Origin of the sequence: Mesorhizobium sp. WSM4898 (assembly GCF_029625845.1) — a bacterium.
Taxonomy (GTDB): domain Bacteria; phylum Pseudomonadota; class Alphaproteobacteria; order Rhizobiales; family Rhizobiaceae; genus Mesorhizobium.
This window is the reverse complement of record NZ_JARTVQ010000002.1, coordinates 1,035,967-1,054,584: the sequence shown is the minus strand read 5'-3', so window position 1 is coordinate 1,054,584 and position 18,618 is coordinate 1,035,967. Positions and strand designations below refer to the sequence as shown.

18 protein-coding genes and 1 tRNA gene are annotated in these 18,618 nt (G+C 62.6%); 9 read left to right on the top strand and 10 right to left on the bottom strand.

Going from position 1 to position 18,618, the window contains the following annotated elements; genetic code table 11:
* The first annotated feature begins 9 nt into the window (after nt 1–9).
* Nucleotides 10–690 (top strand): redoxin domain-containing protein, encoded by a 681-nt coding sequence (locus tag P9228_RS12560; protein WP_067326351.1) that lies wholly within the window; start codon nt 10–12, stop codon nt 688–690.
* A gap of 62 nt (nt 691–752) precedes the next feature.
* On the opposite strand, the gene P9228_RS12555 is transcribed toward P9228_RS12560, so the two are convergent.
* Nucleotides 753–3,650 carry a trifunctional glycosyltransferase/class I SAM-dependent methyltransferase/polysaccharide deacetylase gene (locus P9228_RS12555; protein ID WP_278053678.1) on the bottom strand — a complete coding sequence of 966 codons (2,898 nt, stop codon included), beginning with the start codon at nt 3,648–3,650 and terminating at the stop codon, nt 753–755.
* 245 nt (nt 3,651–3,895) lie between these two features.
* Here P9228_RS12555 and P9228_RS12550 point away from each other — a divergent pair, with 245 nt between their 5' ends.
* Entirely contained in the window at nt 3,896–4,987 is a 1,092-nt protein-coding gene (locus tag P9228_RS12550) for a branched-chain amino acid ABC transporter substrate-binding protein (RefSeq protein ID WP_278053677.1), read from the top strand.
* An 80-nt stretch (nt 4,988–5,067) separates the two neighbouring features.
* A complete protein-coding gene (locus P9228_RS12545) occupies nt 5,068–7,533 on the top strand; it encodes an adenylate/guanylate cyclase domain-containing protein (protein WP_278053675.1) in 2,466 nt (821 codons plus the stop codon).
* A gap of 86 nt (nt 7,534–7,619) precedes the next feature.
* On the opposite strand, the gene P9228_RS12540 is transcribed toward P9228_RS12545, so the two are convergent.
* Nucleotides 7,620–7,696 (bottom strand) — tRNA-Met (locus P9228_RS12540).
* A gap of 230 nt (nt 7,697–7,926) precedes the next feature.
* Here P9228_RS12540 and P9228_RS12535 point away from each other — a divergent pair.
* The gene (locus P9228_RS12535) at nt 7,927–8,892 is read left to right on the top strand and encodes a Gfo/Idh/MocA family oxidoreductase (RefSeq protein WP_278053674.1); all 966 of its coding nucleotides are present in this window, start codon (nt 7,927–7,929) and stop codon (nt 8,890–8,892) included.
* Nucleotides 8,893–8,943: 51 nt separating this feature from the next.
* On the opposite strand, the gene mnmA is transcribed toward P9228_RS12535, so the two are convergent.
* Entirely contained in the window at nt 8,944–10,134 is a 1,191-nt protein-coding gene (gene mnmA / locus P9228_RS12530) for a tRNA 2-thiouridine(34) synthase MnmA (RefSeq protein ID WP_278053673.1), read from the bottom strand.
* A 257-nt stretch (nt 10,135–10,391) separates the two neighbouring features.
* Between mnmA and P9228_RS12525 the strand changes: the two genes are divergently transcribed.
* Nucleotides 10,392–10,667, top strand: a complete 276-nt coding sequence (locus P9228_RS12525) for a DUF1153 domain-containing protein (protein ID WP_006203587.1) — start codon at nt 10,392–10,394, stop codon at nt 10,665–10,667.
* Between the two features lie 66 nt (nt 10,668–10,733).
* On the opposite strand, the gene P9228_RS12520 is transcribed toward P9228_RS12525, so the two are convergent.
* Nucleotides 10,734–11,660 (bottom strand): NADP-dependent oxidoreductase, encoded by a 927-nt coding sequence (locus tag P9228_RS12520; RefSeq protein ID WP_278053671.1) that lies wholly within the window; start codon nt 11,658–11,660, stop codon nt 10,734–10,736.
* Between the two features lie 90 nt (nt 11,661–11,750).
* Between P9228_RS12520 and P9228_RS12515 the strand changes: the two genes are divergently transcribed.
* Nucleotides 11,751–12,158, top strand: coding sequence for a helix-turn-helix domain-containing protein (locus P9228_RS12515; RefSeq protein WP_095777256.1), 408 nt, complete (start codon nt 11,751–11,753; stop codon nt 12,156–12,158).
* Between the two features lie 79 nt (nt 12,159–12,237).
* Here the strand turns inward: P9228_RS12515 and P9228_RS12510 are convergent, their stop codons facing one another.
* Nucleotides 12,238–12,615 (bottom strand): flagellar export protein FliJ, encoded by a 378-nt coding sequence (locus P9228_RS12510; protein WP_278053669.1) that lies wholly within the window; start codon nt 12,613–12,615, stop codon nt 12,238–12,240.
* A gap of 449 nt (nt 12,616–13,064) precedes the next feature.
* Between P9228_RS12510 and ctrA the strand changes: the two genes are divergently transcribed.
* Nucleotides 13,065–13,760, top strand: a complete 696-nt coding sequence (ctrA, locus tag P9228_RS12505) for a cell cycle two-component system response regulator CtrA (RefSeq protein ID WP_006203583.1) — start codon at nt 13,065–13,067, stop codon at nt 13,758–13,760.
* Nucleotides 13,761–13,823: 63 nt separating this feature from the next.
* Here the strand turns inward: ctrA and P9228_RS12500 are convergent, their stop codons facing one another.
* From P9228_RS12500 to P9228_RS12490, 3 genes are all read right to left on the bottom strand, one after another.
* Complete coding sequence (locus tag P9228_RS12500; RefSeq protein ID WP_067326373.1) at nt 13,824–14,192, bottom strand: response regulator; 369 nt, start codon at nt 14,190–14,192, stop codon at nt 13,824–13,826.
* A 232-nt stretch (nt 14,193–14,424) separates the two neighbouring features.
* Nucleotides 14,425–15,054: a histidine phosphotransferase family protein gene (locus P9228_RS12495; RefSeq protein ID WP_067326376.1), complete on the bottom strand. Its 630-nt coding sequence runs from the start codon at nt 15,052–15,054 to the stop codon at nt 14,425–14,427.
* A 19-nt stretch (nt 15,055–15,073) separates the two neighbouring features.
* A complete protein-coding gene (locus P9228_RS12490) occupies nt 15,074–15,322 on the bottom strand; it encodes a hypothetical protein (RefSeq protein WP_278053666.1) in 249 nt (82 codons plus the stop codon).
* A gap of 117 nt (nt 15,323–15,439) precedes the next feature.
* Between P9228_RS12490 and P9228_RS12485 the strand changes: the two genes are divergently transcribed.
* On the top strand, nt 15,440–15,976 hold the full coding sequence (locus P9228_RS12485; RefSeq protein WP_245299591.1) for an EipA family protein: 537 nt from the start codon (nt 15,440–15,442) through the stop codon (nt 15,974–15,976).
* 137 nt (nt 15,977–16,113) lie between these two features.
* Nucleotides 16,114–17,259, top strand: a complete 1,146-nt coding sequence (locus tag P9228_RS12480; RefSeq protein ID WP_278053664.1) for a hypothetical protein — start codon at nt 16,114–16,116, stop codon at nt 17,257–17,259.
* 42 nt (nt 17,260–17,301) lie between these two features.
* On the opposite strand, the gene P9228_RS12475 is transcribed toward P9228_RS12480, so the two are convergent.
* Complete coding sequence (locus P9228_RS12475) at nt 17,302–18,099, bottom strand: RNA methyltransferase (protein ID WP_278053662.1); 798 nt, start codon at nt 18,097–18,099, stop codon at nt 17,302–17,304.
* Nucleotides 18,100–18,155: 56 nt separating this feature from the next.
* Nucleotides 18,156–18,494, bottom strand: a complete 339-nt coding sequence (locus P9228_RS12470; RefSeq protein WP_066994170.1) for a metalloregulator ArsR/SmtB family transcription factor — start codon at nt 18,492–18,494, stop codon at nt 18,156–18,158.
* Nucleotides 18,495–18,618 lie beyond the last annotated feature (124 nt).

The window sequence follows — 18,618 nt, the reverse complement described above, 5'->3', positions numbered from 1 at the left end:
GGTTGAACAATGTCCGCGCGTATTGACTTGGTACCGCTTCAACCGGGCGATCGTGCGCCGAACGTGGTGCTCGACGCCATAACCCAGGAAGGCAAGATCGCGCTTGACGACTTCCGCGGACAAAAACCGGTGCTGGTTGGCCTTTTTCGAGGTCTGCATTGTGCGTTTTGCCGACGCCATATCGCCGCCCAGGCGCGGCTTGATCCGGAACTGCGCGAAAAGGGGGTGGAAAGCCTGACGGTGGTCAACACGCCGATCGAACGGGCGCGTCTCTATTTCCGCTACCACCCGATGCCGAATCTGCTTGCGGCTTCCGACCCTGAACGCGCTTCGCATCGTGCTTTTGGACTGCCCAATCTCGAATTCACCCAGGATGACACGAACTGGCCGTACAAGGTTTCGATGGCAGCGGCAAAGGATATGCGGGTCGACATACCAGGCGAGTTGCCCGCTCCCATGGATCCTTTTGCGGCCAGCGAATTCCTCGACAAGAAGGACCAATACGAAGTGACCGAGGCCGACCAGCAGATGATGGCAACGGGACACGGACAACTGATCGGTCAATTCCTGCTGGACCGGCAGGGGGTGGTCCGCTGGAGCTTCACGGAGGTTCCAGAGGGTGGGCGATACATGTTTGGGGCGCCAAACCCGCAGGAGTTGATGTCAGCCGTGTCCCAGGTCGTTCAATAGACTTGCGAACAAGGTAGTCGGGCGGGACACCGATAAAAAAGCAGAAGCGGTTTGTTCACAATTCATCCGAGCACGGCCTCGACACGTGCAACAAAGTCATCGAGCGAGCGATCCCCGCGAACCTCGATGCGCGGAAGGTCGATGGGATCGCAATCGAGGCCCGCCGGCCCGTGTTTGCCGCCGAAGCCGATCCGATAGCCGCACTCCTTGGCCAGCCGGCCAAGCCGTCGGTCGGTGACAGAGAAGGGTGCCGCGAACGCCGTGGTCGGCCGACCGGTCCACCGTTCGACGAACATGCGAGAGCGCAGGAGCTCGGCGGCCAAATCAGAACTCGACAGACCATCGATCGCGCGATGCGTCGCCAGATGGCTTCCGAAGAACGCACCTTCGCCGGCGAGACGTCGCACCGTCCCAGCGTCCATAAGCTGCGTCGGCGGACCGCTGTCGATGTCCCACCGTGCACTTTCCCCTACCAAGTCCGTTACCAGGAACACTTCCGCGGTCAGGTCGTTCGCGCGCAAGATCGGCCAGGCATGGTCGGCAAAATTCTGGAAGCCGTCATCGAAGGTGATGAGCACCGGGCGGCCAACGAAAGGTTCACGGTTGGCGATGGACCATCCCAGCTCCTCGGACGTGATGGCGTGAAAGCCATTGGCGCGCAGCCATGCCATCTGGCGGTCGAATGCGGCGGGCGTGAGCCGAAAACGGGCGAGCGCGGCTGGACCATCATCGGCGATGCCGTGGTACATGAGGACAGGGACATGCTGCCGCCGCTCGCTACGCGCGACGTCGCGGCGCAAGGCCCGTGCCCCGCCCCAGACAATATTTCGCGCGACTCCAACACCGATGGGCGCGTGGATTGGCACATGATCAATCACCGGGGCCGTCGCCACGCCGTCCCGTGACAGGCGGCGGAAGCGGTCTATGCGATAGAGCTCGGTCTGGATCGACCGCTCGAGGAAGAGCCCTTCGGTCGCCGCCAGCGTCTCCGAGATCGCTTGTGCGCCGAATGTGTTCCAGTCGAAGCCCGTCCTCTCAACATTGTCTCGGAGCACGAATGCGTGTGCGCTGACGAGACTGCCGCCAGGCTTCAACGCCTCAACAAATTTCTTGGCGATGCGCCGCAACTCAGCGAGATCGTCCAGGTAGTAGAGCACTTCCGAACAGACGATCAGATCCATCTTGCCCGGAAGCGTTTCCGCGGAGAAATCCAGTACGCCGAAGTCGACATTCGGCTGACCGCTGCATCGCGCGCGCGCCCGCTCGACGGCTACGCTGGAGATGTCAGTTGCGGTCAAATGGCCGACTCGCGGCGCCAGCTGCCGCGTGAAGTGGCCCTCCGCGCAGGCCAGCTCAAGCGCCCGTCCGATGAGACCGGCAGGCAGAATTTCGAGCTGCCGCTCATACTTTTCCTGCTCATAGGGCGAACGATAGTTCCAGGGATCCTCGGTCGCGAAACGGCGATTCCAGAACGACGTGCGATCAGTACCGTTGTCATCCGCGGCCGGTTTACGGCGCGGTGCCGCAAATGGCTCTGCAGGTTCGGCGCTCGACCGAACCAGTTCCTGCGCTTCCGCGGCCAATCGCGCCAGCTTGCCGAAGTGGCTATCCGGATCGGACGGAGGCTCCGCCATGGACAACGATGCCTCGGCTTCAGACATGTTTGACTTGTCGGCGACGCCGCTCTGCGAGGCCAACTCAATCCAATGGTTCCTTGTCACTTTCCCGAGCGCGCCGAACTGCACGCGAGCCTCGATCCGGCCGTCCATCATCAGATACGCATAAATTCGATCGATTCCTTCCGGCAGGTCGGTGGAGGCCGGATTTCCAACGTCGACGCGAATTCCGAGTGTCCGCGTCAGTCTGCGCGGCGCGGCGAGATCGTCGGAGTCGAGAAGCATTTGCTCAAGGTGATACTGGACGCGGCGACCCGCTGCGGGATCGTCCCAGACCCTGCCGAGTTCGACGATCAACTCGGTGAGGGGGCCACCGAACCTGTCCCACCTGGCAGCCAATTGCGCTGGCACCGACAGGCTTCCTGCCATAAGGCCATCGAAGACCACCCTGGCGATCTCACGCGCCCATTTGCGTGCTGCCGGGACCGCGCGCAGGGACTGCGCGTCGATTGAGCAGGCGCCGCGGCCGCAATCCGACGCGGCGTTCCACAGCGCGAACCACGCGAGTGCTTCGGCAGCGGAGCAGCCGTTCGCGTCGATCGCTCCATTGGCGTGAACCGATGCCGGGTGTTCGACCCTGGGATCAGGAGAAAAGCCGCGGACGATCACGATTGCCGCATCTGCCAGCATCTGCGTCGAATTGCGGGAGAGCGAGTTGGGGCTGACCCGATGGAAAGCGAGAGGCTCGTCGACCATCACCCAACGTTTGCCCAGACGTGCGAGGCGCTGCCACAGGTCCCAGTCCTCGCAGGTGCGCAGCGACACATCGAAACCGCCCAACTCGACAATTGTCTTCCGATCGACCAGCAGCGCGTGAGTGCGGATGGCGCACCGGCGCGCGAAAGTTTCGAAGGGCTCGATCGCAACCTCTGTTGAGATGCTCGACGGGGTCAACTCGCCGTCGGGCATCACGCGCCGAGAACCGCAATAGGCGGCCACCGCATCGGGAGCGGTTTTCAGAGCGGCCAGCATTTTCGCAAGGAAGCTGGCATCCACCCAATCGTCCGCATCCAGAAACATGAGCCATTGGCCGCGCGCTGTCGAAAATCCGCTGTTGCGCGCGCCGGCGGCGCTGCGCGCGCAAGAGCTCAATGTGCGAAATCGGGCATCGCGCTCAACATAACCGGCGATGATCGCGGGGGTGCGATCCGTGGAGGAGTCATCGACGATGATCGCCTCCCAATCCGCTATATCCTGATCGAGAAGGCAATCGAGTGCGCGCGCCAGCGTTGCCTCGGCGTTGTGCGCAGGAACCACGATTGAAACCAGAGGATTATGCGCCACGCCGTCTTACCCGCGCCTGCTTCGAACGTAGAACAAAAGTCCCAAACCATAGCCCGCGATTTCCTGCAGGCAAACAAGACTTGAAAACAGGCTTGAATGGAGAGCGCTCATGCCCGACGGTTTAGAATTAGGCCCGTGCGCCGGGGCGGTGTTTTCGCGTCACATCCGAGGCACTCGCGCTTACCGAAGGGGCTGTCGGGTGTGACTGGATTAGCGTAAGCTACTGTTCACAGGGGGTGCAAAACATGCACCGTGTCATCGCCCTAGCGATCGTAGTTGCGGCCGTGTTCAGTTCCGCGAGGGCTGAGGTGCTGATCGGGGTCTCGTCTGCGATGACAGGGCGGCTTGCCTGGATCGGCGAGCAGGGGCAACGCGGCGCGGAGAGGGCGGTGGCCGACCTCAACGCGGCGGGTGGCGTGCTCGGCCAGAAGGTGAGGCTGATCTCGGTCGACGATTTCTGCGATCCCGAGCAGGCGGTCGCGGCCGCCCAGAAGCTGGTGGCCGACGGGGTGGTGCTCGTCGTCGGGCATTATTGCTCTGGAGCCTCGATCCCCGCATCAAAAGTGTATGAGGCGGCGGGCGTCGTGCAAATATCCCCAGGCTCGACCAATCCGCAGCTGACCGAACAGGGCCGTGGCAATGTCTTCCGCACCATAGGCCGCGACGACGCGCAGGGTTTCATCGCCGGCAACTACCTTGCCGATCACTGGGGCGACAAGAAGATCGCAATCCTTCACGACAATTCGACCTATGGGAAGGGTCTCGCCGACGAGACCAGGAAGCAGCTGAACAAACGGGGCGTGACTGAAGTTTTTTACGACGCATACAGGCCTGGGAAGGACGACTATTCAGCCGAGGTCGCTGCGTTGCAATCCGCCGGCATTTCGGCCTTGTATGTGGGCGGGTATCATGCCGACGTTGCGCTGATCGCTCGCGCTGCAGGCGACCGGGACTACACGCTTCAGCTCATATCCGGAGATGCTTTGGCTACCGAGGAATTCGCCCTGATCGCAGGCTCAGCGGCGGAGGGGACCCTGTTCACCTTCCCGGCGGACCCGCGGCGAAATGCCGGCGCGGCCGCGGTCGTGGAGCAGTTCCGTGCGGACAACTTCGAGCCCGCGGGCTATACGCTGTTGAGCTACTGCGCGGTGCAGGTCTGGGCCCAGGCGGTGGCGAAGGCAGGTTCGCTGGCGCCAAAGGCGGTCATAGCGGCACTGCGCGAACAGCAATTCGACACCGTCATTGGCAGGGTCGATTTCGACGCCAAGGGCGACCTCACGAGGCAGAGCTGGGTTTGGTACGTCTGGCGGGGCGGGGAGTACGTGCCGGTTGAATAGGGTGCGCCGAACGCCGGCGTGACGCTGAGACGTCTAGTCTGATGCAGACCAGTGTGGCTGGATTGTTCCGACTCCCCACGATGCTTGAACGCCTCGGCATACGCGGTCGGCTGTTGCTCGCCTTTTTCGGGATCAGCGGCCTTGCGGTGCTGGCTACCGCTGCGGCGCTTTATGCCTTCCTCGAAGTCGGCGACGTTGTCGACCGAATCACCACGGATCGGGTGCCGCCGGCGTTGGCTTCCCTCCAGCTGTCGCGCCAGGCCGAACGGGTCGCTGCCGCCGCGCCATCGGTGCTGGCGGCGACAAGCAGGGCTCAGCACAGCAAGGTCTCGGCGGCCGTCGCGCTCGAGATGTCCCGCCTCGAGGCCCTGCGTACGGATCTCAGAGATGCTACGCTGGGCACAGTGCCTTTAGCTGAGATCGAGGAAGCTGCGGTTGTTTTGAGGCGCAACCTGAAGGAGCTCGACTCTCTTGTTGTCGCCCGCCTCGAGGTCGTCGCCCGCAAGGAGGAGCTTCTGAACCGCCTCGCCGCGACGACGACCGGCAGCCAACGCCTTCTGGCCACCGGCATCGTGGTGATGGATTCCAGGCTCCCGCAATGGCGGGCGGTCACGGCCGATACGTCGCTGTCGCCCGATCGACGCGCAGCGGCAATGGCCGACATGGTCCACGCGATTGCGGCTTACATCCCGCAGCAGAAGGCGCTGCTGGAGATCTCGGCGGTAAACGACGCGCTGGTGAAGGCCGCGACCGCGCCGACGCGAGGCGACCTGGCGTTGATCCTGTTTCCGCTGCACCGCTCGCTCGCCGCTCTGGAAACGGCTTCCTCGGAGATCGACGAAAAGCTGCAAACCCGTTTTCGGCTGCGGGTGGACGAGTTCGAGGCACTCACCGATGGTGAGAGCAGCATCCCGAAGGCACGGGAGGAGGAGCTTGCGGTCCTCGCGCAGGGCGAAAAACTTCTGGCCGAAAACAATCGGCTGTCGCGCAGTCTGACCGCAGCCGTCGACCGTCTTGTCGCCGCAGCGGACCGCGAGATCGCTGCCTCCGGTCGCGAAGCCGCGCTCGTCCAGCGCTACGGCACCGGAGTTGTCCTCGGCTCTGCCTTTCTCAGCCTGTTGAGCTCGGTTCTGGTCGTCTGGCTCTATGTCGACCGCAGCCTTCTCGCCCGTTTGGGAGCGGTGAGTCAGGGCATGCTCGCGATCGCGGGCGGCGATCTTCGTGCGCCGCTGCCGGCGGCGGGCAGCGACGAAATCGGGCGCATGGCCGAGGCGCTGAGCCTCTTCCGGGATACCGCTGTCGAGGTCGAGGAAAAGAACCTGCGCGACGTTGCAGAAGCGCGTCAGCGGCTGGTCGATGCCATCGAAAGCATTTCCGAAGGTTTCGCTCTCTATGACAAAGACGACTGGCTTGTCCTTAGCAACAGCCGCTACCGCGAACTGCTATACGCCGGTCTGGAGGCAGAGCTAACCCCCGGCATGGCATTCGAGGAGATCATTCGCCGATCCGCGGAGCGTGGCTACATCAGGGATGCCGAGGGTCGGGTCGATGAGTGGGTCGCGGAGCGCCTATGGCGGCACCGTAACCCCGGCGAACCGTGGGTGCAGCGGCGGCACGACGGACGATGGATCATGATAAGCGAGCGGCGGATCAGCGCCGGCGGCACGGTCGCCGTCTATTCGGACATCACCGAGCTGAAGCAAAGGGAGGAGAACCTCGCCGAGAAGTCCGCTGCCCTGGAAGCGCTTTCCAGCAAGCTGGCCAAATATCTGGCGCCCCAAGTGTACAGCTCGATATTCACCGGCCGCCAAGACGTTAGAATCGCCAGCCAGCGTAAGAAGCTGACCATATGCTTCTCCGATATCGCCGGCTTTACCGAGACCACCGACAAGATGGAATCCGAGGATCTCACCCAGCTCCTCAATCACTACCTGACGGAAATGTCGAAAATCGCGTTGGATCATGGTGCCACGATCGACAAGTACGTCGGCGACGCGATCCTGATGTTTTTCGGCGACCCTGAGACGCGCGGCGTCAAGCAGGACGCACTGGCTTGCGTGCAGATGGCGCTTGCCATGCAAAAGCGGATCAGCGAGCTTACGGAGGTCTGGCGGGACATGGGGATCGAAACACCGCTGCGCTGCCGCATCGGCATCCATACCGACTACTGCACCGTCGGTAACTTCGGCAGCGAGGACCGGATGGATTACACGATAATCGGCGGCGCCGTGAATCTCGCCTCGCGCCTGGAACAAGAGGCGGCTCCGGGGACCATCCTCATTTCCTACGAGACGTTTGCGCAAGTGAAGGACACGATCGATTGTGAGGAGATGGGGCACGTCCAGGTCAAGGGCATCGCCTATCCGGTCGCTACCTACCGCGTCATCAAGGCCAATCTAGCGGGCGCCTGTCGCGTTGTTCGAACCGAGCTGCCGCACTTCAGGCTGGAACTTGAACCGGGGCTGATGTCCGCCGATGAGCGTGGCGGTGCCGCCACTGCGCTTCGAGACGCGCTGGACCGGCTTTCCCACAAGCCCGGGCAGTAGGAGCTGGGTGCCGCGCCTGCCGGCAAATCACCGAACCGGGTCCGAGCAAGTCACGAACGATGTATTCGGGTCGGACAGGTGTGAGATGGTAGCGGAGGAGGGACTTGAACCCCCGACCCCAGGATTATGATTCCCGTGCTCTAACCAACTGAGCTACTCCGCCAGGAGCGGCGAAGAGGCTCGAAGAACCACACCGGTCGTGGGCAATTCGAGGCGTTCGCCAAGGTCGCGCGGATATAAGGTTGGCAGGGCAAAGCTGTCAAGCCGCACGCATCAGCATAATCTCATCCCGGAAAAGCCTTGCCGGGCAGACGCTGAAGCGCATGCAATCGGGGTTGAGTTCGACGGGGCACGTCGCTATGTCTCGGCCACGAAATTCTAGAGTTTGAACGAATGAAGCCGCGCATCGCCGTCCTCGGTTGCGGATACTGGGGCAGCAACCACATCCGCACCCTCAAGGCGCTTGGCGTGCTCCATGCCGTTTCCGATGTCAACCGTGCCCGCGCCGAAGGCTTTGCCAGCGAGCAGGACTGCCTGGCGATCGGGCCGGACCAGTTGTTCGAGCGCGCCGATGTCGACGCCATTGTCATGGCGCTGCCGCCGCAATTCCATGCCGACATGGCGCTGCGCGCCATCGAGGGCGGCAAGGACGTGCTGGTGGAAAAGCCGATCGCGCTGACGGTCGCGGACGCCGAGCGTTCGGTGCAGGCGGCCAGGAACAATGGCCGCGTCTTCATGGTGGGCCACGTGCTGCGCTTCCACCCCGCCTTCGAGACGCTGAAGGCGTTGATCGACAATGGCGAGCTCGGCGAGGTGCGCTACATCCACTCGCACCGGCTCGGCCTCGGCAAGTTTCACACCGAGAACGACGCGCTCTGGGACCTTGCGCCGCATGACCTCTCGATGATCCTCGCCATCACCGGCACCGAGCCGATCGAGGTCAGGGGCGAGGGCGCGGCACTGCTCGACAACCTCAGCGACTTCGCGCATCTGCACATGCGCTTTCCGAACGGCGTGCGCAGCCATCTGTTCGCTTCTCGTCTCAATCCCTATCGCGAGCGCCGGCTGACCGTGGTCGGAACCAAGGCGATGGCGGTGTTCGACGATGTCGAGCCGTGGGAGCGCAAGCTTGCCGTCTACAGGCACGCTGTCTGGCAGGACAGCGGCCAGTGGGCGTTCACCGCCAACGAGCCTTCCTACGTTGCGGTCGGCGAAGGCATGCCGCTGACGCGCGAGCTCGCCCACTTCATGCAGTGCATCGAGACGCGCGCCGAACCGCGCACCGACGGCGAGGAAGCGATCCGGGTGCTGCGCATCCTGACGGCTGGGACGGTGGCGCATAGCGGGTCGCCCGCTTAAGACGTCCTCAAAGGGAGGTCCTGAGCCAAAGCGCCCGATTGGAGGCGTGGGTTACTCGGCGGGGACGTGCGCGGTCTGCTGCGCAAGCCTGGACAGCATCGCCTCGGCCTCGGCGCCGCGCTCGGAGCGCTCGATAAAGCCGCCGCCATAGACTCGCGCCTCATCGCCGTCATCGGAATAGAGCACGCAGGCCTGTCCGGGCGCGATGCCGGATTCGCCGTCGACCAGCTCGACCGAGGTCACGCCGTCGCGGTGATGCAGCACGGCCGGGCGCGGCGGCCGGGTCGAACGGACTTTTGCGAAAAGCTCGATCCCGCCGGCCGGAACGTCGGAGAGCGGGCCGTCGCCGAGCCAGTTCATGGCGCGCAGGTAGATCCTGTGCGTCTCCAGCGCCTCGCGCGGGCCGACAATGACGCGGGCGCGGTCGGCGTCGAGATGGACGACATAGAGCGGCTCGCCCGAAGCGATGCCGATGCCGCGGCGCTGGCCGATCGTGTAGCGCAAGATGCCTTCGTGACGCCCGAGCACGCGACCGTCGATATGGACAATATCGCCCGGATTGGCGGCCGCCGGCTTCAGCTTGGCGATAATGTCGGAGTACTTGCCCTGCGGCACGAAGCAGATGTCCTGGCTGTCCTGCTTGGCGGCGACCGTCAGCCCCATCTCCTCGGCGATCGCCCGCACCTGCGGCTTGGGAAGTCCGCCGAGCGGGAAGCGCAGATAGTCGATCTGCGCCTGGGTCGTGGCGAACAGGAAATAGCTCTGGTCGCGGTCTGCATCGACCGGCCTGTAGAGCGCGCGATGCGCGCCATTGGCGCGCGAGCGGATGTAATGGCCCGTGGCCAAAGCATCGGCGCCGAGATCCTGGGCGGTGGCCAAAAGGTCCGCGAACTTGACCGTCTGGTTGCAGGACACGCAGGGGATGGGCGTCTCGCCGGCGACGTAGCTCTCGGCGAAGGGATCGATGACCGCCTTGCGGAAGCGCTCTTCATAGTCGAGCACGTAATGCGGGATGCCGAGCGTCTCGGAAACGCGGCGGGCATCGTCGATGTCCTGGCCGGCGCAGCAGGAACTGGCGCGGTGCGTTGCCGCGCCGTGGTCGTAAAGCTGCAGGGTGACGCCGACGACATCATAGCCTTCGCGCTTGAGGATGCCGGCAACGACCGATGAATCGACGCCGCCCGACATCGCGACGACGACGCGGGTGTCTTCTGGGCGTCCGGGAAGATCGAGGCTGTTCATGGTTCTTTCAATCTGCGTGGCGCTGGCTGCCAATGGCCGGAATATAGGTCAAGCATCCCGGCGGCGCCAGCTTGGCTCCTCAAGCGATTTTATCGGGCAAAATCAGGGCCGGACCGCGATTATCTCAAATGCCGAACGAAAACCTAACGCGACGTTCACGATCCTTACCTAGTCATTAGGCTTCGCTTAGGCAATTTTTAAAGCTGTGGCGGTACGGTGGCGGGGATTGGGTCTTTGAGTTTTTAGTAGAGAGTACGATGACCGATCTGGTTAGACCTAGAGTCAAATATGTTATCGGGCCCGACGGCAGCCCTCTCACGATAGCCGATCTACCGCCGACGAATACACGGCGCTGGGTTATCCGGCGCAAGGCGGAAGTGGTCGCGGCGGTCCGCGGCGGACTGCTCAGCCTGGAAGAGGCCTGCCAACGCTACAAGCTGACCACCGAGGAGTTTCTCTCCTGGCAGGCATCGATCGACGAATATGGCCTTGCCGGGCTGCGCACGACGCGGATCCAGCAGTACCGGCACTAGGCCAGCGCCGGAACCCAAAGAAGGGCGCGGAACTCCGCGCCCTTTTGCTTCCGGGATCTGCGCTGATCAAACCGTCAGCACAACCTTGCCGATCGGTCGGGTGGCGAGGAAGGCATGGGCGGCACCCGCCTGGTTCAGCGGAAAAGCCTTCGCCACGTGCACGGCGAGCTTCCTGGCATCGACTAGCCTGGCGAGTTCCACCAGCCCCTCGCGATCCGGCACCACCGACATGCGCTCGACGCGGATGTTGCGCTCCCCGGCCTTGACCCTTGTCGCATCATGGACGTTGAGCAGCGACACCAGCACGCCGCCTTCGCGCAGCACTTTCAGCGACCGGTCGGCATGGTCGCCGCCCATGGCGTCCAGCACTAGATCGATATCGCGGACCTGTTCGGTGAAATCGCCTTTGGTGTAGTCGACAACCTCATCGGCGCCGATCGAGCGGACGTAATCAAGCTTGTCCGGGCTCGCAGTGGCGATGACCCAGGCGCCGCGCGCCTTGGCTATCTGCACGGCAAGATGGCCGACGCCGCCGGCGCCGGCGTGGATCAGGACGCGCTGGCCGGATTGCAGGCCGCCGTGGCGGACGAGACCCTGCCAGGCGGTCAGCCCGGCCAGCGGCAGCGCCGCGGCTTGGGCATGGTCGATGGCGGCAGGCTTGGCTGCGATCTCGTCCACCGGCGTGGGGACGAACTCGGCATAGGCGGCGGCCTGCTTGGGGAAGCGCGGCATGCCGAAGACCGCATCGCCGACCTTGAAGGCGGTCACGCCGGTGCCCAGCGCCTCGACGGTGCCCGAGATATCCCAGCCGAGAATGAAAGGTGGTTCGCCGATGAGAGGGAAGTAGCCGGCGCGCACCGCGCCATCGACCGGGTTGATGCCCGCGGCCTTGACGCGGACCAGAACTTCGCTGGACTTGGGCGAGGGGGCCGGCTGTTCGGCGACGAAAAGGACGTCGGGTTCGCCAACGGAATTCTGGGTAACGGCACGCATTGGATGCTCTCCTGCTTGATTGCTGCCGCTATCATTTGGATAGTAACAATCGCTTGTCTAGTATGCACCTTTCGGATATATAGATACCTCATGGATAGTGAAGACAGCGGTTCCTTTGGCTACGATGCATTCCGGCGCACATGCCCGTCGCATACGGTGCTCGAAATGCTGGCCAGCAAATGGGTCTATCTGACGGTTTGCGCGTTGCGGCGCGGCCGCCTGCGCAATGGCGAGCTCGCCCGCAAGCTGGAAGGCATCACGCCGAAAATGCTGACGCAGACGCTGCGCGTGCTGGAGCGCGACGGGCTCGTCCGGCGCGAGGTCTATCCGGTCATACCGCCGAGGGTCGAGTATGAATTGACGGAGCTCGGCCAGAACCTTGCGGGACTGCTCAGCCAGATCAGGTCCTGGGCGGAAGAGCATGCCCCCGACATCAAGGAAGCCCGAGCGCGGGCATCGGTGGACCATCAGGATGATGAAACGGCGATGCTGCCCTAAGCCGGAGGCCGGGCTTTTTCGGCTCGTGGTTCGAAACGGCGATCAGACAGCGCTCCGAGGGATCAATTGCGCTCGGCGGTCAGCCGATCATGGCGCTGCGGCCGCCCACTTCCGCGTCGCGGACCTTGCTGTCGCGCGATTCCAGCATCTCCGCCTTGGAAAGCTCCGCTTCAGCTTCGCCGAGTAATGATTCGGCCATGGTTCGCTGCTGGGCGAGATCGTTCTGCGAGTTCCTGAGGTTGTCGCGGCGCAGTCGTGCCGCCTTGGCGAAGGTCGGATAGGCAAAATGATTGATGTCGGTGATGCCGGCTTTTTTCTCTTCAGCGACGATTTGCGCCTCCAACTCGACGGCCATGCGTTCGAATTCGGCGATCATCATGTCCAGCTGCAACAGCTGGCGCCGCTTCTCATTCACCTGAAACTGCTTCAGCCGAACGAGGTTTTCACGTGACTTCATGACTCGGTACTCCGCAAAACGCACACCTGCATATCGTCCCATCGACCTCGAAAGGCCTACGCGTCGCCCGTTTCCACCGGCTTTCCCCGCTCTATGGGAAACAAAGCCCTAAAGATTTTTGCCGGCGGTAACCTTTCGTTTACGGGCATTGTTAATCATACGGGCGAGGACTTAAGGCCGGGTAAAAATTCCCGACAGCGGCAGGAAGCGCGGCCTGCGAGTCTCTGGAGTCACTTAGGCTTGCTTATTAATGTGGTACATGAGCGATTTGGGTCTACGATTCGTTATTAGATTCAAGTGGGTGTAGAAAGGGGTTAAAAAATCTGATATCGTGACCGACACGAAATTAGGATTTGTTAACCAGTCGGTGGCACCTTCTGTTCAGGCAATCACTGCTCCGGGTTCGGGACGGGTCGTGACGCGACCCGGCGGCAGAAAAGGGGAATGAAATGCGTGTTCTGCTGATTGAAGACGACAGTGCAACCGCACAGAGCATCGAGTTGATGCTGAAATCGGAAAGTTTCAACGTCTATACGACCGACCTCGGCGAAGAAGGGGTCGATCTCGGCAAGCTTTACGATTACGACATCATCCTCCTCGATCTTAACCTTCCCGACATGTCGGGCTACGAGGTGCTCCGCACGCTTCGCCTCTCCAAGGTCAAGACGCCGATCCTGATCCTCTCCGGCATGGCCGGCATCGAGGATAAGGTGCGCGGCCTCGGCTTCGGCGCCGACGACTATATGACCAAGCCTTTCCACAAGGACGAGCTGGTGGCGCGCATCCACGCCATCGTGCGCCGCTCCAAGGGCCACGCCCAGTCGGTCATCACCACCGGCGACCTGGTGGTCAATCTCGACGCCAAGACGGTCGAGGTGGGCGGCCAGCGCGTGCACCTGACCGGCAAGGAATATCAGATGCTTGAGCTGCTCTCGCTGCGCAAGGGCACGACCCTTACCAAGGAAATGTTCCTCAACCACCTCTATGGCGGCATGGACGAGCCGGAACTGAAGATCATCGACGTCTTCATCTGCAAGCTGCGCAAGAAGCTCGACGCAGCGTCCGGCGGCCAGAATTACATCGAGACGGTGTGGGGCCGCGGCTATGTGCTGCGTGAGCCGGAAGACATCCGCGTCAGCGCCTGATCCTCTGCCAATTCACACAAAAACCCGGCTCAGGCCGGGTTTTTGTTTGGGGTGTCGAAAAGCTCAGGCCGCGATTTTCAGGAAGCGGAAGCTCTCGAGCAACTGCGCGCGGTTGAAGGGCTTCAGCAGGTAACCCTGGGCGCCGGCACGTTTCGCTCGCATGATCGAGCCGACATCGACTTCGACGAGCGAGACCAGGATCTGCGGCTTGACGCGGTTTTCGATGGCACGGATGCGGCGAATGAGGTCGACCGCCTGCATATCCGGCAGGCCGCCGTCGACAACAATGACATCGGGCATGTCGCCGGAGCAGATCTCGATCGCATCAAGCCCGCTGGCCGCCTCGAAGACCACGATGTCCGAGCCGCCAAGGATACGCTTCGCGACCTTCCTGATGACGCTCGAGTCGTCCACGAACAGGCAGCGTTTCATTTCCGGGTCCTCTTTGCCAACTGCCGAACCGGCAATCCGGTAACCGTGAGGCACCCTAGAACAATCTGGTAAAGAAGCCGACAAGCGGTTAGGTAAAGTTTTTCCAAAGAACCGCTTTGCGCGGTTTTGGCCTGCGATGCATTGCAGTGCCAGGCGGCAGGCAATGCTTCGATCGCACTGCCAGCTGCAAGATCAGTGACAATGGATACTTGACCTGTTCTTGGCTGTCGCCTCAGGCCGCCGACAACACGATCTCATCGGCCGTCGCATGGATCGAGATCGTCATGTTCGCCTCGCGCGCCAGAAGCAGCGTGTAATAAGGCTGGACCGAGTGGGCGTCGATCGGCTCCTCGGGCTTGTGGCCCGAATGCAGCTCGAGGAATTTCGGCGGCACCCGCAGCATGGGGCCGCTCGCCGACAGCGAGAAACGCGGTTCGGTCTCGAGGTTCTCCAACGTGACAACCAGCCTGCCGCCACGCGGTATGGCGGCATTGGCGACAAGAATGAGATTGAGCAGAAGCTTGACCTTGTTCTTGGGCAGCAGCGCGCGGGCGCCGTTCCAGACAAGTTCCGGCTTCTCGTTCTTCAGGAAGGCAATGGCCACGGCCTCGGCGTCGCCGGTATCGATCATCATGCCGGCGGAGCCCGCGGCGCCGAAGGCGATGCGGGCAAACTGCAGCCGCGCCGAGGCGTTCCTGGCGCTCTGGCGAATCAGCTTCATGGCGTCTTCGTCGGCGCCGCCTTCATCGAGCAGTTCGAGGCCGTTGTTTATGGCGCCGACCGGGGAAATGATGTCGTGGCATACGCGGCTGCACAAAAGCGCAGCCAGATCGGGGGCGGAGAGGGTGAAGAGCTCGGCCATCGGAGAAATCCCTGCTGGTTCACATGTCATGGCCGAACGTTGTCGCGCCCGCTACGCGAATCACGCTCTTTTCCAAGGCCTTCTGAATACACAGCGTCCGTCCATGCATCAACAAATCCACAGCTGCGACAGCGAAAATGGCGCGTGATGCCGCGAAATTGAGGCTGATAGAGATCGTGTCAGGCTCTTCAGCCCTCGAACCGCCATCTTCCTGCGCCAGCTTAATGGTTGAAAAAGGATTACGGCATAGTTTGCCCGTAACAGTCATCTCGAAACGGCCGCCAAGAGCCGTAGGGATACGAGGCGTCGGCGAAAGTGCTCCCTGACGGAGATTGGAAGCATGTTTTCCCGATTCTTTGACCGGATGTTCGTCCGCGTCCTCACCATGACGATCGCCCTCTCGGGTGCTCTCATCCTCTCAACCTCGGCGTCGCGGGCCCAGGAATACACCGCGCAAGAGATTGTCGATTCCGGCCACAAGTTCTTCGGCGCGACGTCGGGAGGCCTCGCCACCGTGGTCGAAAAGGTGTTCGCGTCCTACGGCCTGCCAAACGGTTATCTGCTCGGCGAGGAGGGATCCGGCGCGCTGATCGGCGGCCTGACCTATGGCGAGGGCACGCTGTACACCAAGAACGCCGGCGACCATAAGGTGTTCTGGCAAGGCCCATCGCTCGGCTGGGATTTCGGCGGCGAAGGCTCGCGCGTGATGATGCTGGTCTACAATCTCGACGATATCAGCAGCCTCTACAACCGCTTCGGCGGCGTCGCCGGATCGGCTTATGTCGTGGCGGGCGTCGGCTTCAACGTGCTGCAAAGCAACAGAGTGCTGCTCGTTCCGATCCGCACCGGGGTCGGTGCCCGGCTCGGCGTCAATCTCGGCTATCTGAAGCTGACCGAACGGGCGACCTGGAATCCGTTCTGACCGGACAGGATTGCCACAGCCGCTCGGATAAGACTGATCGTGCCGCGGCGTGCTCTTGCCGCGGCGCTGGATTTCCGCCATGCCAAGGTGGCACAGTCGGCATGGCGGGTTGCCGCCTCGCATACGGATAGTCCACCTTGGTCCAGTCGATCCTGTTCTTCGCACTCGGCTTCCTCTGCGCGGCCTTTCTGGTGTCGCTGATCGCGCCGGCCGTCTGGCGGCGGGCCGTCGTGTTGACACGCCGGCGCCTTGAGGCCTCGATGCCGCTGACGCCTGCCGAGATGCTGGCCGAGAAGGACCGTATCCGCGCCGAGTTCGCCATGAACACGCGCCGGCTCGAGATGAACATCAAAAGTCTGAAGGAAAAGGTGGCCGAGCAACTGGTCGAGATCGGCCGCGCCCAGGAGGCCCTGAAGGGACTGGCGGTCGAGAAGAAAGACAAGACTCAGGCGCTTTCCGATCTGCAGGCCAAGAACGCGGAGCTCAGGCTGCGCGAGGAAGAGTTGCACAAGCTTACGGAAAAGCTAGCGCAGGCGGAGCGCTCGCTGGAGAAGCGCGCGCTGGAGCTGCAAAAGCTGGAGCAGATGTATGACGAAGCCAGCTTTTCTTCCTCAAACCGCCAGATCGAGCTCGTCGCCCGCGAATCGGAACTGGACAAGCTTGCCAATGACGTTGCGGTGCTGCGCAGCCAGCGCAAGGAAGCGGACCGGCGCAATCAGGAACTGGCAGCGGAAAGCAAAGCCGCCAGGGACGCGCTCAAGGCGGAGAAGAAGCGGACGGCCGAGCTGGACAAGAAGGTCGAACGGCTGCTTGCAACGCTTGCCGACCGCGAGGAAAAGCTCGACAGGCGCGAGAAGGAGCTTGCGCGGATGCGCGAACGCCCAAGCAAAGATCATGCGGTAAATGGCGGAACGCACAAGGCCGGCGAAGTCCAAGGGATCGACAATGCCATCGCCAAGCTCGAAGGCGATCGCGAGCGGTTGGAGGCGCGGCTGACGGCGCTTGCGCGGGAGAACAAGCGGCTCAAGACCGATCTTGCGGCGCTCGAAACGGCACAGCCTGAACAGGCAGGCGAGGCACCGCGCGCCGGTGCGGCGCTTCGCGAACAAATGAACGAACTGGCGGCCGAGGTCGTCAATCTGACGATGAGGCTGGAAGGGCCGGATTCGCCGATCGCCAAGGCCTTGGCGACCCCTCGCGACGAGCGGCAAGATATCGGCGAGCGCGGCATCAGCCTCGCGGACCGTGTCAGGGCCTTGCAGAAGGCCAACGCAAGCAGCTGATCCGAATGCCGTGGCGAGCGGAGCGTCTTGGTCGCTGCGCCGCTATCGTTTCGAGAAGTGATGCAGGGCAATGGCCGATGCGGCTGCAACGTTCAGGCTGTCGAATCCCTCCGCCATGCCGATCCGTACGGTCCGCAGGCGACTGAGCAGGGTCTCGGGCAGGCCTTCGCCTTCCGTGCCGAGAAAGAGGGCCAGCCGAGACGTTCTTTCCGCAGCGCGGATGTCCGTTTCGCCGCGCGGCGAGAGCGCGAACTGGCCGAAGCCCATCCGGTCAAGCGTTGCGGTCACGCTCATCGCATCGTCGAAGGAGCCGAAGGGCACCTTCAGCGCCGCGCCGACCGAAACGCGGATCGCCTTGCGGTAAAGCGGATCACAGCAGGTGGGATCGAGAAGCACGGCGTCCGCGCCAAAGGCTGCGGCGTTGCGGAAGATCGAGCCCATATTGTCGTGATTGGATATGCCGACCAGAACCACGACCAACGCGCTTGCCGGCAAGGGTTCGAGCAGCACCTCGGCCGGTCGAGGAGAGCCCCGAACGCCAATCGCCAATACGCCGCGATGCATGTGGAAGCCGGCGATCCGGTCCATGACGTCGCCGTTGACGACATAGATCGGGAAGTCGGCTGGCGCCTTGCGCAAGACACCTTCGAGGCCCGCCCGCCTGTTCTCCAGAATGAGGGCCGATTCCGCCGCGAAGCGTCCGGCCGACAGCAGAAGATCCAGCACCACCTTGCCTTCGGCGACGAAGCGCCCATGTCGTCCGACGAGATCGCGCTCGCGGATATCGAGATAGGCGGCGACACGCGGATCCCGCGGGTCGTCGACAGGGATGAGGTTCATAGAAATCTCGCCGGCGAACGATCGTCAGCAAGGTAAGGGGCTTTGCAGAGCCCGGGTCAAGTCCCGGCGCGGCGCATCCTGTAGGCCATCTGCGACAGGTCGCCGTCGCCGAAAATGCCTTCCAGCGTGCGAAGCAGCTCGCGCACCGCGTCGGAGTTGCAGGAATAATAGATCATCTGGCGATCGCGACGCGTCTCGACGATATCAAGCGCTCTCAGCTTGGCCAAATGCTGCGACAGAGCGGACTGGCTCAACTGGACTTTCTCGGCGATGGCGCCGACGGACATTTCGCCCTCGATCAGATAGCTGACGATCAGCAGCCGCTTTTCATTGCCCATGAGCGTCAGAAACGCGGCAGCCGATTCGGCGTTGGCGACTAGCTTGCTTGAGATCATGGATCCCCCATGTTTTCTGGCTCATCCAGCTGCCATGGGGGCAATGGCGGCTGATTTCCACGATATTCAGGTCAGGGAGCGCCGCTGAATCGGCGCTGCAACAAAAGGTAGATCATTTTACCTA